11 protein-coding genes, 1 tRNA gene and 1 pseudogene are annotated in these 14,692 nt (G+C 48.8%); 11 read left to right on the top strand and 2 right to left on the bottom strand.

Translation table 11 applies throughout. The features are described 5' to 3' along the window. Positions 1 to 121 precede the first annotated feature (121 nt). From fdnG to selB, 6 genes and pseudogenes are all read left to right on the top strand, one after another. Positions 122 to 3,136 carry a formate dehydrogenase-N subunit alpha gene (fdnG, locus tag L5M10_RS09170; RefSeq protein WP_263255181.1) on the top strand — a complete coding sequence of 1,005 codons (3,015 nt, stop codon included), beginning with the start codon at positions 122 to 124 and terminating at the stop codon, positions 3,134 to 3,136. A 2-nt stretch (positions 3,137 to 3,138) separates the two neighbouring features. Beyond that, positions 3,139 to 4,050, top strand: a complete 912-nt coding sequence (fdxH, locus tag L5M10_RS09165; protein ID WP_317630139.1) for a formate dehydrogenase subunit beta — start codon at positions 3,139 to 3,141, stop codon at positions 4,048 to 4,050. Continuing rightward, complete coding sequence (locus L5M10_RS09160; RefSeq protein ID WP_011982054.1) at positions 4,047 to 4,688, top strand: formate dehydrogenase subunit gamma; 642 nt, start codon at positions 4,047 to 4,049, stop codon at positions 4,686 to 4,688. Before fdxH ends, L5M10_RS09160 begins: the two co-directional genes overlap by 4 nt. After that, the gene (gene fdhE, locus L5M10_RS09155) at positions 4,688 to 5,593 is read left to right on the top strand and encodes a formate dehydrogenase accessory protein FdhE (RefSeq protein WP_105250948.1); all 906 of its coding nucleotides are present in this window, start codon (positions 4,688 to 4,690) and stop codon (positions 5,591 to 5,593) included. Before L5M10_RS09160 ends, fdhE begins: the two co-directional genes overlap by 1 nt. A gap of 96 nt (positions 5,594 to 5,689) precedes the next feature. Continuing rightward, a complete protein-coding gene (selA, locus tag L5M10_RS09150; protein ID WP_263164158.1) occupies positions 5,690 to 7,111 on the top strand; it encodes an L-seryl-tRNA(Sec) selenium transferase in 1,422 nt (473 codons plus the stop codon). Further along, a pseudogene (gene selB / locus L5M10_RS24225) lies at positions 7,108 to 8,955 on the top strand (selenocysteine-specific translation elongation factor); the annotation flags it as partial. The gene selA and the pseudogene selB, both read left to right, overlap by 4 nt. Positions 8,956 to 9,024: 69 nt before the next feature. Here selB and L5M10_RS09145 read toward each other — a convergent pair. Next, positions 9,025 to 9,119 (bottom strand) — tRNA-Sec (locus tag L5M10_RS09145). A 141-nt stretch (positions 9,120 to 9,260) separates the two neighbouring features. Here L5M10_RS09145 and fdhD point away from each other — a divergent pair. From fdhD to yedF, 3 genes are all read left to right on the top strand, one after another. Next, positions 9,261 to 10,097, top strand: coding sequence for a formate dehydrogenase accessory sulfurtransferase FdhD (gene fdhD, locus L5M10_RS09140; RefSeq protein ID WP_263255180.1), 837 nt, complete (start codon positions 9,261 to 9,263; stop codon positions 10,095 to 10,097). A 110-nt stretch (positions 10,098 to 10,207) separates the two neighbouring features. Next, positions 10,208 to 11,422 carry a selenium metabolism membrane protein YedE/FdhT gene (gene yedE, locus L5M10_RS09135; protein ID WP_263164090.1) on the top strand — a complete coding sequence of 405 codons (1,215 nt, stop codon included), beginning with the start codon at positions 10,208 to 10,210 and terminating at the stop codon, positions 11,420 to 11,422. After that, on the top strand, positions 11,422 to 11,655 hold the full coding sequence (gene yedF / locus L5M10_RS09130; protein ID WP_107946196.1) for a sulfurtransferase-like selenium metabolism protein YedF: 234 nt from the start codon (positions 11,422 to 11,424) through the stop codon (positions 11,653 to 11,655). The genes yedE and yedF overlap by 1 nt, the downstream gene beginning before the upstream one ends. A 128-nt stretch (positions 11,656 to 11,783) precedes the next feature. Here yedF and L5M10_RS09125 read toward each other — a convergent pair whose 3' ends face one another. Then, a complete protein-coding gene (locus L5M10_RS09125) occupies positions 11,784 to 13,112 on the bottom strand; it encodes a M48 family metallopeptidase (RefSeq protein ID WP_113941250.1) in 1,329 nt (442 codons plus the stop codon). Between the two features lie 451 nt (positions 13,113 to 13,563). On the opposite strand from L5M10_RS09125, the gene L5M10_RS09120 reads away from it, so the two are divergent. Both L5M10_RS09120 and L5M10_RS09115 read left to right on the top strand, forming a co-directional pair. Beyond that, positions 13,564 to 14,202, top strand: a complete 639-nt coding sequence (locus tag L5M10_RS09120; RefSeq protein WP_263164089.1) for an MliC family protein — start codon at positions 13,564 to 13,566, stop codon at positions 14,200 to 14,202. Between the two features lie 18 nt (positions 14,203 to 14,220). Then, complete coding sequence (locus L5M10_RS09115; RefSeq protein ID WP_263164088.1) at positions 14,221 to 14,643, top strand: VOC family protein; 423 nt, start codon at positions 14,221 to 14,223, stop codon at positions 14,641 to 14,643. Positions 14,644 to 14,692 lie beyond the last annotated feature (49 nt).

Below are 14,692 nucleotides of genomic sequence, written 5' to 3'. Positions count from 1 at the left end.
TATTTCTTCTTTGGGGATAATCTTAAATTAAGTGTGGTCTTTAGTAGGACTCACTCAATCGGTTGCCATTTTTACCACAGCAACCACTAGACTCATAACGACAAGAGTGTGAGAGGACGCAATGAACAGACGCCAGTTTTTTAGACTGTGTGCTGCCGGAGCTGCCACCTCAGCAATTTCAGCGTTGGGATTGATGTCCGAAAAGGCCTATGCGGCCGTTCGAGAATTCAAACTCATTAGCGCGAAAGAAACCCGCAATAACTGCTGCTATTGCTCAGTGGGTTGCGGATTGCTGATGTACAGCAAAGGAAGTAACGGCAAAAACGCCGAACAAAGTATTTTCCATATCGAAGGGGATGCAGACCATCCAGTCAACCGCGGGGCCTTGTGTCCTAAGGGTGCTGGTCTAGTGGATTATGTGAACAGCCCTAATCGTCTTAAATATCCTGAGTACCGTGCGCCAGGCAGTAATGAATGGACTCGTATCAGCTGGACTGAAGCTTACCAACGCATCGCCCGTCTGATGAAGAATGACCGTGATGCTAACTTGATTGAAAAGAATTCTGCTGGGATGACGGTTAACCGTTGGCTTAGCACTGGGATGATGACCTCGTCGGCGATGCCGAATGAAGGCGGCTATATCACCCAGAAATTTGCACGGGCACTGGGCCTAGTTGCAATCGATACTATTGCGCGTAACTGACACTCTCCAACGGTAGCAAGTCTTGCTCCGACATTTGGACGTGGTGCCATGACCAACCACTGGATCGATATTAAAAACTCTAATTTGATCATTATTATGGGCGGTAATGCTGCAGAGGCTCACCCTGTCGGATTCGGCTGGGTTACAGAAGCTATGCAACATAACAACGCTAAACTTTTGGTGGTCGATCCTCGCTTCACCCGTAGCGCCGCTGTGGCCGATTACTATGCGCCGATCCGCTCGGGCACAGATATCGCCTTCCTGCTCGGGGTGATCCGCTATCTTATTGAAACCAAACAAGTGAACTACGACTATGTGAAGGCTTATACCAATGCCAGTTACATAGTGCGCGAAGACTTCTCTTTTAGTGAAGGTCTGTTCAGTGGTTTCGATGAAGAAACAGATAGCTACAATAAAGAGTCTTGGTACTACGAGTTAGACGAACAGGGTTACGCGAAAATCGATCCTAGCTTCGAACATCCACGCTGCGTGTGGAACTTAATGAAGCAACATGTAGAACGCTATGACTTTGAAACGGTAAGCAATATTACCGGTACGCCGATTGCGGACTATGAGATCGTTTGCCAACAAATTGGTAGCACTCATACCCACGATAGAGCCGCGACCTTTATGTATGCCTTAGGTTGGACTCACCACAGTAAAGGGGCGCAGAACATTCGCTCTATGGCCATGGTGCAGTTGCTGCTGGGTAACATTGGGGTGTTGGGCGGTGGTGTTAACGCTCTGCGCGGACACTCGAACGTGCAAGGCGCGACCGATATGGGTTTATTGTGTCAAAGCTTGCCCGGTTACCTCAAGTTACCGAACGAAAAAGACATTAATCTTAAAACCTATCTCCACAACTATACCCCTGTCGCTCTGCGTCCGGGTCAAACCAACTATTGGCAAAATTACCCTAAATTCTTTGTTTCACAAATGAAGAGCTTTTGGGGCGATAACGCTACGGTTGAAAATGACTTTGGTTATGACTGGTTGCCGAAATGGGACAAGCAGTACGACTTTACTAAACACTTAGATATGGCTTTCCACGGCGAAGTGAATGGCTACATTATCCAAGGTGTTAACGCCATTAACTCTATGCCAAACCGTAATAAGGTACTCAAAGCCTTGAGTAATCTTAAGTACATGGTGGTGTTAGATGCCTTGGCAACGGAAACTGCAACCTTCTGGCAAAATGCCGATGGCTTCAATGAAGTCAATCCCGCTGAAATCATGACGGAAGTGTTCCGTTTACCTACGACGTGTTTTGCCGAGGAAGAAGGTTCCATCGTCAACTCTGGCCGTTGGATGCAGTGGCATTGGAAGGGAGCTAACCCGCCGGGTGAAGCCAAGCCAGATGCTGAGATTCTCTCTGGCGTCTTAATGGCAATGCGTGAACTGTACAAACAAGAGGGCGGTAAGCTGCCTGAACCAGTGCACGCGATGAGCTGGAATTACCACAATCCTCACTCACCGCACGCTGAAGAAATCGCTCGCGAGCTTAACGGTAAGGATCTCGTGACTCAACGTCAGCTCAGTAGTTTTGCTGAACTGAAAGCTGATGGTAGTACCGCCAGCGCCTGTTGGATTTATGCGGGTTCTTGGACCGAAGAAGGCAACTTGATGGCTCGCCGTGACAACCATGATCCTTCCGGTAAAGGTGTTACTCCGGGTTGGGCATTTGCTTGGCCAGCAAACCGTCGTGTGCTTTATAACCGCGCTTCTTGCGATATCAACGGCAAACCTTGGGATCCAAAACGCACTATCGTCGAGTGGGTTGACGGTAAGTGGCACGGTATCGATGTGGGCGACTTCAATATGAAGTTAACACCACAGGAATCCGCTGGCCCCTTCATCATGCAACCCGAAGGTGTGGGTCGTTTCTTCGCCCTTAAATTATTGGCCGAAGGTCCGTTCCCTGAGCACTACGAGCCGATGGAGTCGCCTATTGGGTTGAACCCGTTACACAAGATCACCAGTAACCCTGCGGTACGTATGTTACCGGGTGTGAAGGAAACCTTAGGCTCCCATAAGGACTTCCCTTATGTGGCAACTACTTACTGTGTAACTGAACACTTTAACTTCTGGTCTACGCATGCTCGTTTAGCTGCGATTTCTATGCCTGAAACCTTCGTCGAAATCGATGAGATGTTAGCGGCAGAAAAAGGTATCGCCAATGGGGATTGGGTCACTGTCAGCTCTAAACGCGGCAGCATTGAAACCAAAGCCTTAGTGACTAAACGTCTACAGCCGTTAAAGGTAAATGGCCAGTTAGTCCATACCGTCGGGTTACCCCGTCACGGCAGCCATAATGCACTCACTCGTAAGAGTTACTCCTGTAACGTACTCACCACGGAAGTGGGGGATGCAAATACACAGGTGCCTGAGTTCAAAGCATTTTTGGTTAACATCACTAAAGCGGAGGGGATCTGATTATGGCATCACAAGACATTATCCGCCGCTCCGGTACTTCAGCGGTGACGCCTGCGTCAAAGGGGCGTAATTCGTCAGAAAAGGTCGCCAAGCTGTTCGACGCCACTAAGTGTAATGGCTGTAAAGCCTGCCAAGTGGCGTGTTCTGAGTGGAATGATTTACGGGAAGAGGTGGGCACCTTCCAAGGCAGTTACCAAAACCCTATGTCGCTATCGGGCCAATGTTGGACCCTGATGGAGTTCCATGAGGTGATGGAAAGCAACAAGCTGCGTTGGCAATTTACCCACTCGGCCTGCATGCACTGTGCTGACCCTGCCTGCTTAACGGCCTGTTCGACCTCGGGCGCGATTATCCAGCACGCCAATGGTGTGGTGGACTTCGATTCGGACAAATGTATCGGCTGCGGTTATTGCGCCAGTGCTTGTCCCTTTGATGTGCCCAAAATCGATCCTAAGGATAACAAGGCCTACAAGTGCACTATGTGCTCTGACCGTTTGGCTGTGGGATTGGAACCTTCCTGCGTTAAGTCCTGTACCACAGGGGCGCTGCGTTTTGGCACCCGTGAGGACATGTTGTTCTACTCGCAAAAACGGGTCGAAGAACTGAAGGAAAAGGGCTTTGCTAAGGCAGGACTTTATAACCCTGAGGGTGTAGGTGGCACGGGTATGATGATGATATTGCACGATATCGATCAGCCCGAAAGCTACAACATGCCTGATAACCCGCAGATCCCACTGTCACTCACTCTGTGGCAGGACTGGGTCAAACCTTTAGGCACTATGGGCATTCTTGCCACTGCCGCCGTCGCTTGTCTGCATAAGATCACCGTCGGTCGCAACATAGTCGAAGAAGACCAACCGGGTTATCAACCGCCAGAGGAAGAGGCTAAGCAGGAAGAGGGGGCCGACAAATGAGCAAGCATGATAAGCAAGAAATGATAGTGCGTCACAAGCTGTTCGATCGCATCTGTCATTGGTTCATTGTGGCGGTTGGCCTAGTGACATTTCTCACTGGCTTTTCCTTCTTCTATCCGTCGTTTCAATGGCTTGGGGCGATAGCGGGCACACCGCAATTGGCGAAGTTTATTCATCCCATTGCGGGCTTGATGATGTGCTTACCTCTGATGTTGATGTTGGTGCGTTACTACAAACACAACAAATGGGAAAAGCACGACCTCGCTTGGATGCTCGCCATTAAGGATGTGATGTTCGAGAACGAGGAGAAAATCCCGCCTATCGGCCATTACAACCCTGGGCAAAAGGTATTGTTTCGCGCCTTCGTGCTGACATCTATCACTTTAACGGTGACGGGAATCATCATGTGGCAGCCTTACTTTGCGCCCTATTTCTCAGCCACTGTGGTGGGTTGGGCCATTCTGTTGCACGCCATTTGTGCGCTCATCATGTTGATTTTTGTGATGGTGCATTTCTGGATGGCGACATGGGTGGAAGGGTCGGTTACGGGCATGCTTTACGGCAAAGTCTCTAAGGCTTGGTGCCGCAAACATCACCCTGTGATGTTGGATGAACATTCGGACGTGGAGAAACATTAATGAGTCATACAGCCGAGATACCTCTGGCCCAAGGCAGCGAATCGCCGCTGGAACTTAAACCGTTAAAAGCGGCAGATCCCCAAGCTGTGTATCACAGAAGGGCGCAACGTTTGCTGTCATTGGCCAAGGACTCGCCGCTGGCTGATTACTTTGAGCTATGTCGCCGTTTGGTCTCTATACAGGCCAGGTTAGCGCAGGAGGCTGACTTCGGTAAGCTTCTCGCTTGGGGGGAAGATGAGGCGACTCCGCTTTCTCTGTTGGGCTCAGAGGCAGATAGCTATTGGCAAGGACTGCTACAGCAACTGTTAAGTGATTTGTTGCCGCAGGTGGATGAATCCATAGCTCGGGTAGTGCGTTTGTTGATGCAGCAATCACCCGAGCAACTGAGTTCGTGGGGGCGTTCACTACGCCAAGGGCATGTCAGTGAAGTGCCTGCCCGTTTTAGCTTATTCATCTGGGCGGCGATGGGCGTTTATTGGTCGCATTGGGCACCTATGGTCATCAAGCGGATGGATCCGTGCAAGGTGGCGCAGCAGAGTATGTGTCCCGTTTGTGGATGTCATCCGGTGGCGAGTGTGATTGTCGATCAGCCCCGAGCTGGTTTGCGCTACCTGCATTGCAGTCTGTGCGAGAGCGAATGGCATTACATTCGTGCCCATTGCACCAGTTGCGGTCAGGACAAAGAGATGACGATTTGGTCGCTAGATGATGCCAAGGCTCAAGTGCGGATCGAAAGCTGCGATGAATGTCATGGCTATACCAAGATGATGTTCGTCGAAAACTCGCCGTCTATGGATGTGGCGGCAGACGATCTCGCAACCTTGATGTTAGACAGTGAGCTAAATGCTAAGGGCTTTGGTGCAACAACACTGAACCCACTGCTACTGGCCCACGAAACCACGTAAGCCACATAGCTTAAACAAATGCGGGAGGGAGTCGGGTTGCTGATCCCTTCCTGCTTTTTATAAACCAATGGCAATAATATAAACAAAATGACACAGATGATGACCCAAGCACCTGAAACACTACAAGTTCTGTACCGAGCTTTGCCTTCAATGGATAGCCTACTTGCAGAGCCTAGTTTTGTGGTATTGCAGCAGTCCTACGGCAAAGCGGCAGTAAAGGCCGCACTGGATACCCAGTTAAAGGCGGCGCGCAGCTTAATCGGCCGTGAGCACTGTTTGCCGACATGGTGTGGCGAGCTTGCGCAATTGCACAGATGTTTGGTTGATCGACTGTCTAATGATTACAGCCACAGCTTAAAACCTGTATGGAATCTCACTGGCACCATATTGCATACCAACCTTGGCCGAGCGCAGCAGTCAGAAGCGGCAATTCGAGCCGTGACTTCTGTTATGCGCTACCCCACACCGCTGGAATTTGAGCTTGCGGCAGGTGAACGTGGTCACAGGGATAATGCAATCAGTGCTTTAATCCAGCGCTTAACGGGTGCCGAGGCTTGTTGTGTTGTGAATAACAATGCCGCAGCTGTGTTGTTGATGCTGTCAGCGGTGGCTGCGGGGAAAGAAGTCATAGTCTCCCGTGGTGAGTTGGTGGAAATTGGCGGCGCGTTTCGCATCCCTGACATTATGCGCCAAGCGGGTTGCACCTTAGTCGAGGTCGGCAGCACCAATCGGACTCACCTTAAGGATTATGAGCAGGCCATTACTGAAAATACCGCTGCGATAATGAAGGTCCACACCAGTAATTATCATATTAGTGGTTTTACTGCCGCAGTGGAGGAGGCAAGGCTGGGTCAGTTATGCCGTGAGCGTGGCATATCACTCATTTCAGATCTTGGCAGCGGTTCACTGACGGATCTGCGCCGCTTTGGCCTAAAACAAGAACCTACGCCCCAAGCCATGCTAGCCGATGGTGTCGATTTAGTCAGTTTTTCCGGCGACAAACTATTGGGTGGCCCTCAGTCTGGTTTGATCGTTGGCAAACAGTCGCTGATTAAGAAGTTACAGAGTCATCCACTAAAGCGCGCCCTGCGTTGCGATAAGCTGATCTTGGCGGCGTTAGAAGCGACATTGATCCACTATCTTAACCCTGAAACCTTAGACATTGAGCTGCCTATTATGGCGAAATTTGCCCGTAGCCAAGAGACGTTATGGCAGATTGGTCGTCGCTTACAGCAAGCTTTGGTTCCACACTTTGAACCTTGTTATCGCATTGAGTTAGTCGAGTGCCAAACACAGGTCGGCAGTGGCTCGCAGCCCGATACTTTTTTACCCTCAGTGGCGTTGTGTTTTACCGCACTCAATGGCGGCAGTTTAAGCCTATTAGAGCAACATTTTAAGCAGGCGGCACGGCCTATCATAGGTCGCATGAGTCAGGACCAACTCAGATTAGATCTGCGCGGTCTTGATAGTGAAGCCGAACTCCTCGCCGAGTTGAGTACGTTAGGTGTGCAGTTGTGATCATTGTGACTGCGGGTCATGTCGATCATGGCAAGAGTACGCTTATTCGCGCTTTGACTGGGATGAATACCGATCGTCTGCCGGAGGAAAAACGCCGCGGTATGACGATCGATCTCGGCTATGCGTTTATGCCGCTTATGGATGGTTCGCGCCTTGCTTTTATTGATGTGCCTGGGCATGAAAAATTTATCAACAACATGCTGGTGGGCGTGAGTCATGCTCGCCATGCCTTACTCGTGCTGGCCTGTGATGATGGCGTTATGCCACAAACCCGCGAACATCTGCAAATCCTAGCGCTCTTACCGCTTCACAGTTTGACCTTAGTACTGACTAAGCGGGATCTGGTTGGTAGTAGTATGGCTGAGCAGCTTGTCGCCGATGGCTTAACTTTGCTGGCCGAGTATGGCATTGAGGCCAGTGGTGTTTTTCAGGTGTCGGCAAGTGAAACTGCCGACTTAGCATCCAATGGTGTGGCCGCGCTTAAGGCGCATATTCTTGATTTAGCTGAACAGGAGTCTAAGCGGGCTGAGGATGCCAGCAGTTTTAGGATGACGCTCGATCGCGCCTTTAGTGTGAAGGGCGCAGGTTGTGTGGTTACGGGTACAGTGATCAGCGGCAATGTGTGCGTGGGTGATAGTCTTTTTAGCTCAGGGCAAAAGGCCAAACTCAGAGTGCGAGGCATACATTGTCAGGGACAAGAAGCCCAAAGGGCTGTCACGGGTACACGCGTAGCACTCAATTTAACGGGTGTCGATAACCATAGGGAGCCAGAGCGTGGCGATTGGCTGAGCAGTTTGCCTCAAGCCGAGCTCTGTAGCCGCCCTGTAGTGCATATTCGAGCCTTCGATTTTTTAGGCTGTGAGTCATTAGTGCATTGGCAAAATGTCCACTGTCACCATGGCGCCGATCATACTTTAGGTCGAGTTTCCCTGTTAAATGAAGCTGATGAAGAAGGCTTCTGTCTGGCGGAGTTGGTACTCGAAAAGCCACTACTCCTATGCCAAGACGATCGAATTGTCCTGCGACACATTGGGGGTAAACAGACTTTAGGTGCGGGGCGAGTGTTGGCGCTGAAAGTCCCTAATCGTAAGAAACGTACGCCTGAACGAGTCGCGAGATTACTGCAATTAGCACGCTTGGATAATCCTGCCCATGTGGTGGCTTTACTCGGCCAAACTCAGGCGCTAGAGCTTGATGAAATCGCGTGGCGTTGGCAATTAACCGACGAAGGGCTGGCAATGCTGTTAGCCCAAGCGGGTTTAGTCCGTTTTGGGGCATTTGCTGTAGCGACAAGTTTACTTGAGCAAGAAAAACAACAGTTTATTACTTTACTTAGCGAGTTCCATCAACAGCATCCCGACCAACTTGGACTTGGGCGTAATCGCCTGCAGCGCATGAGCCATAGCGCTTTGCCGCCCGAATTAGCCAATAAAGTGCTCGACACGCTTTGCCAAGAAGGTCGCATGGTGCTGCGTGGTGCCTTGTTGCAGCTCGCTGAACACAAAATAGTGCTAGATGCTGAGGCTCAGCATTGTTGGCAGGTGCTTGCGCCTTGGCTGGCACAGCAAACTGCCCCTGTATGGGTCACCGAAATGGGCGAATACCTTGCGCTAGAACCTGCCAAATTAAGGTTGTTGTGTTTCCAGCTGGTGCAGCAGGGGTTTATTACTGCTGTGGTGAAGGACAGATATTTGCTCAGCGAGCAAATCTGTTACTACGCCAGCTTAGTGCGTACTCATATTGCAGAACATGGCAAGCTCGAAACGGCAGAATTTAAAGACATGGTTGGGCTTGGGCGTAAGGTGAGTATTCAACTGCTTGAGTTCTTTGACAGAAGTGGTTTTACCCGTAGGAAGTATCGCAGTAATAGTCGAGAAGTTCGGGATGCCGAGTTGTTTTTTTCCCATGAGAATTGGCGGAAGAACATAGGAGTCGAACCTACCCAGGACTGCTGGCAGCCCTACCCGGATTTGAAATCCGGACGCCTCACCGGAGACGACGTTCTTCCAATAGAAGACTTAGGGATAGTAGAAAATGCGTAAGGATGATTCAAGGCGATTCTTATTTAGTTTATGGGTTTGTGATACAAGTCTTAAATTGTCATCAAACTAATTGTTTTTATTTGGTTTTATAGTTTTAAAGGGGCGCTATGGAATATCATTCACATGAAGTGGTGACAGAAAGAAACGTGATCTTGTTAGAACATGGGCACGCATCTGAGCTGACTGACTACTTAGCTAATGAAGTGCGGGTTGCACTGGTCTATAACGGCATAGCGCATACCGTGATGTTGGCGAGCCCTCAAGATTTAGAAGCCTTCGCTATTGGTTTTACGTTATCTGAACGTATCGTTTCCCATATCAATGATATCAAAGGGGTGGAGCTCGAGTTCACCAGTGAAGGCGTGTTGATCCAAGTGGAAATCAACCAACGATGCTTTATGGAACTCAAGCAACAAAGGCGCAATATGGCGGGGCGCACAGGTTGTGGATTGTGCGGTGTTGCCCAGCTCGAAGAGGCCGTCAAGCCTGTGATGCGGGTGGACTCAGATGCCAGATTCAATATCGAACACTTACAGGTCGCACTTGGGAAAATTCAAGATAATCAACAACATTTTAAGCTGACGGGCGCCACTCATGCGGCCATGGGGCTTAACCATCAAGGACAGATCATCGCCGCCTATGAGGATATAGGCAGGCATATCGCACTAGACAAGCTAATTGGCGCCTTTTCCGCTCACAATGTGGAACGTCCAGTGGCCGTATTGCTCACCAGTCGCGCGAGTTTTGAGATGGTGCAAAAGGCCGCTAGTGCCAATATCCAAATTCTGTTTGCTATGTCCGCCGTGACTTCACTGGCGTTGGAATTAGCAGAGAAAAGCAATATCACGCTTATCGGTTTTTGCCGCAATGGCAGGGCAACGCTCTACACCCACGGTTATCGACTGTTGGGACAGCACTGCGCTAGCTTAGCTAAAGCCATTTAAGCGTGAGGCCACTTGAGATTGAGGTTGTCGAACGACTTCAATCATTCTGGCACACAGGTTATAAGCGCATTGCGCTTATTTTTTATAGTCTCGTTCATTAGGGTAATGACATGACATGGCAACAATTTAAACAAGAATATTTGGTCCGTTTTTGGGCGCCTATGCCAGCGGTTATCGCTGCAGGTATCCTTTCTACTTACTATTTTGGTTTGACCGGAACCTTCTGGGCTGTTACTGGGGAATTCACTCGTTGGGGTGGTCATTTACTGCAGTTTTTAGGTGCAGATCCAGAAACTTGGGGTTATTTCAAAGTGATAGGTCTGCAGGGCTCTCCTCTAGATCGTATCGACGGCATGATGATTATCGGTATGTTTGGTGGTTGTATTGCTGCTGCGCTTTGGGCCAATAACGTCAAACTGCGTATGCCACAGAGCCGTATCCGTATTGCTCAGGCACTGATCGGCGGCATTATTGCTGGCTTTGGTGCCCGTTTAGCTATGGGTTGTAACCTTGCCGCCTTCTTCACGGGTATTCCGCAGTTCTCTTTACATGCTTGGTTCTTTGCTTTGGCGACTGCGGCAGGCTCTTACTTTGGTGCAAGATTTACCTTGCTGCCGATGTTCCGTATTCCGATAAAACTGAAAAAGGTAAATAAAGCGACTTCAATCAAGCAGGACGAAAACCAAGCTAGACGTCGTTTCCGTATCGGTATGTTGGTGTTTGTAGGCATCGTCGGTTGGGGGTTATTGACTATGTTCAATGCGCCAAAACTCGGCATTGCTATGCTCTGTGGTGTTGGTTTTGGTTTATTAATCGAACGGGCCCAAATCTGCTTTACCTCAGCGTTCCGCGATATGTGGATCACTGGTCGTACTCACATGGCGAAGGCGATTATCTTAGGCATGGCGGTCAGTGCGATAGGTATTTACAGCTATGTGCAACTGGGTGTGCCACCTAAGATCATGTGGGCTGGCCCTAATGCGGTGATCGGCGGCTTACTGTTTGGTTTTGGTATTGTACTGGCTGGTGGTTGTGAAACGGGTTGGATGTATCGTGCAGTCGAAGGCCAAGTGCATTTCTGGTGGGTGGGCTTAGGTAACGTGTTGGGTTCAACCTTACTGGCGTATTACTGGGATGATATCGCTCAGCCATTAGCAACGAACTGGGACAAAGTTAATTTACTGACCAGCTTTGGCGATAAAGGCGGATTATTGCTGACCTATGTGCTGCTGGGGCTCTCCTTTGGCGCTATGTTGCTGTGGGAAAAACGTTTCTTTGCTCGCAAGGCGAAGCGTGATGAACAATTGCTAGCGGAGGCGGCGTAATGGCTCAATATATTCCAGATTATCAACTCGATATGGTGGGTGAACCTTGCCCTTATCCCGCAGTGGCTACTCTTGAGGCTATGCCAAAGTTAAAGCCCGGTGAAATTCTCGAGGTGATTAGTGACTGCCCGCAGTCTATTAACAACATTCCCCTCGATGCTAAAAATCATGGTTATAAAGTGCTGGAAATTGAGCAGAATGGTCCGACTATTCGTTATCTGATCCAGCGTTAATCACTGACTTTCGCGATTATGAAAACAAAAAAGCACAAACTTATGTTTGTGCTTTTTACTATTTCCTCAGGAAATACAATTAGCTTCCTCAGTAAAAGTTTCTTTCAGCTAATTGGGCAAATTCAGGATTAGCCTTGGCAATCTACTGGCAGATATTCATCCGGAATACCGTTGCTGCTGCAAACCCAAGTGATATTATTTTGCTCATCAACTTGAGGCGATAGATAGACTTCATAGCCTTGATAATCCCCGAGTGCTTCGCTTCCTATAAAACCGACTATGCCATCTGTGTACAGATTAAATGTCGCAATCTGCTCGTCCGTGAGTCCAAGCACATCCAATTCGGTTGGCCAAGCTTTGTTGGTTTGATAGTAACCGACTAAGATGTCAGTGATCGGTGCCAGTGCTTGATGTTGCTGGTCGATACTGGCAATGGCCAGTGCCGCATCGGGTACATTCAATGCTGCTGGTGTGGCTTCGGTCGTGGTTGGCGCCTCATAACTCGTGGCGGCACCCATCTTCTCTTGATAGTCCTTATACGCTGGCAACGCGACTGCTGCAGCAATACCAATAATCGCAGCGAAGATTATCAATCCACCGCCTGCTGTGCCTAAACGTGGCATAAAGAAGCTGAGTACATAGGCCCATGCACTGCGTGATGGCGGTGCATATTCCACTCCTTGTGCTTTGGCTTGGACTCTCGCCATGCGCTTGGTCAACCAAGGATAGCTGCCATTAAGCTCGTGCAGCGACATCCAAAAACCACTCGACTCACTGGCTTGGCGGATATATTGATCCACATTCATACGTTTCCATTGCTCGACACCAGCGGCTAACACAGCAACGGCATTTGTGGCTGAACGTAAGCTGTTGCAGCAACGTAATCCGTGGAGATCGCAGGTATATTCACAGGCGCGAGAATAAGCCGCACCCACTAAAGGTAACCAAGTGGCGAAGACTAAGAAGGGCGCTTTACCTATATGATTGCGGCGAATATGGCCTAACTCGTGACCGATATAGAAGTTGAGCGCATCTTTATCTGACTCAAGCGCATCCACAATCGATGAAAATAGCACTATATAGTTGCGACCGAGGAAGCGTGTCGCCAGTGCGTTTAACATGCCATCAGCTGCCAATAAGTAAGCGCGTGGTGGCTCGCGCATTTCTAAACGTTCGCAACACGCTAAATATTGTTTATGTAATTCAGGAAATTGCTCTGCATTGATTTCGACAGCCGTGCCTTTTAAGTAGCTGATAAAGGCGGAGTGGCTAAAGAGATAAATAATAAAAAACATCAACACATAGAGCAGCGCCATGCCAAAAGTGCCTATGATCAATGCCGCCCAGACGATCCCAGAAATAATAGCTAACAGAGTGAACAGCGATTTTTCCTTCGAATAGACAATATCTGTCATTTGAATGGGATTCTCGTTCCCTGCGGTAATAACTTGTTCCATGTTGATCCTTTTCCTTGTGAAGAGACAAACGGCGTGAAAATAGTCAATTTTACTCGAAAATTCAACCACTATCGCGTGCAAAGCAAAAAATTAACCGTTTTGTCATTAGTTTAATCAGCTATGCACAAATTGGAGTAAGTCAATTTCGCCAGGATTTTGTGGTTTTTTAGCGCTAAAGAGTCCGATTATGCAGGCGGACACAGATTGGTAAGTGGCTCTTAGTCTCTGGGCATTTTCCTCGCAGCGCACTAGAATTAGGTGTTTTCGCAGCATATCGGCTGAGGGTTAAGTCTTAAGTTAGAACCGAGATAAAAGTAAATCACATCACTATGAGTGCACTTTAAGGCATGGTTCTTCAAGGCAGAGTGCTTTGAGTCAGGCTCGGTTAAGCCTATATAGGGTTAGCTATGGCAAGCGTTGAAACAAACCACAGAAATACAAAGGAATTGAGATGGCTAAGTTAACAAATAAGATGATAAGTAATCGATTGGGTTTCAAATGGTACTGTGCCGCAGGCGTGATGGTTAGCGCGTTAAGTGCGGGAGTAATGGCGGCTAATGCACCTTCTTTTGACTGCACGAAAGTGAATGCTGGCAGCATTGAAGACATGGTCTGTAAGGATGCAGGGCTGAACCAACTTGATAATCAGTTAGCTAAGGTCTATAGCCAAGCGCTTGAAAAAGCGAAGAATGAACAACCTCCTACTTTAAAGGCGATGCAACGTGGTTGGGTGAAAGGCCGTAATGAATGCTGGAAGAGCGACGATAAGCACGCGTGTATTGAATCTAGCTATCAAACCCGCATTGCCGAACTGCAGGCACAATATCGTTTAGTAGAAATGACCGGCCCAGTGTTTTATGCCTGTGACGGCAATCCTGCTAACGAAGTGGTCGTGACTTATTTTAAAACCGAACCTGCCACCCTGATTGCTGAACATGGTGATAGTACTTCATTAATGTTTGTGCAACCCAGCGGCAGCGGCGCTAAGTATCAAGGTCGTAATGAAAGTCTTTGGGAACATCAAGGCGAAGCGAAAGTGGTTTGGGGCTACGAAGCACCAGAAATGACCTGTAAACTGGTGACCAAATAGGATTGATTTAAGGTCGCCATGAAACAAGCTCTAGTGCATATCGCCTTAGTCGTAAGAGATTACGACGAGGCGATTGATTTTTATGTGAATAAATTAAAATTCGAATTAGTCGAAGACACTTATCAAGCCGAGCAAGATAAGCGCTGGGTCGTTGTTGCCCCACCGGGTTCTAAGGGCGCTTCTATCTTGTTAGCGCGGGCGTCTAAACCTGAGCAGTTCGATTTTATCGGTAATCAGGCGGGTGGTCGGGTGTTTTTATTTTTAAATACCAATGACTTTTGGCGTGATTATCGCCGTATGGTCGCCGATGGCGTGGAGTTTGCGCGCGAGCCGCAAGAACAAGACTATGGCACAGTCGCTGTGTTTAAAGATCTCTACGGTAACTTATGGGATTTACTGCAATTGAACCCGAATCATGTCATGGCTAAGCGAATGAGTTAAGATTCAGTATTTCGTATGAATTACCGCGCAAGCTATTTAATGGGGTCAA

Source organism: Shewanella sp. SM32 (genome assembly GCF_025654235.1).
Taxonomy (GTDB): Bacteria; Pseudomonadota; Gammaproteobacteria; order Enterobacterales; family Shewanellaceae; genus Shewanella; species Shewanella oncorhynchi.
Note: the sequence above shows the minus strand (reverse complement) of the source record. Positions and strands in the feature narration are given on the sequence as shown.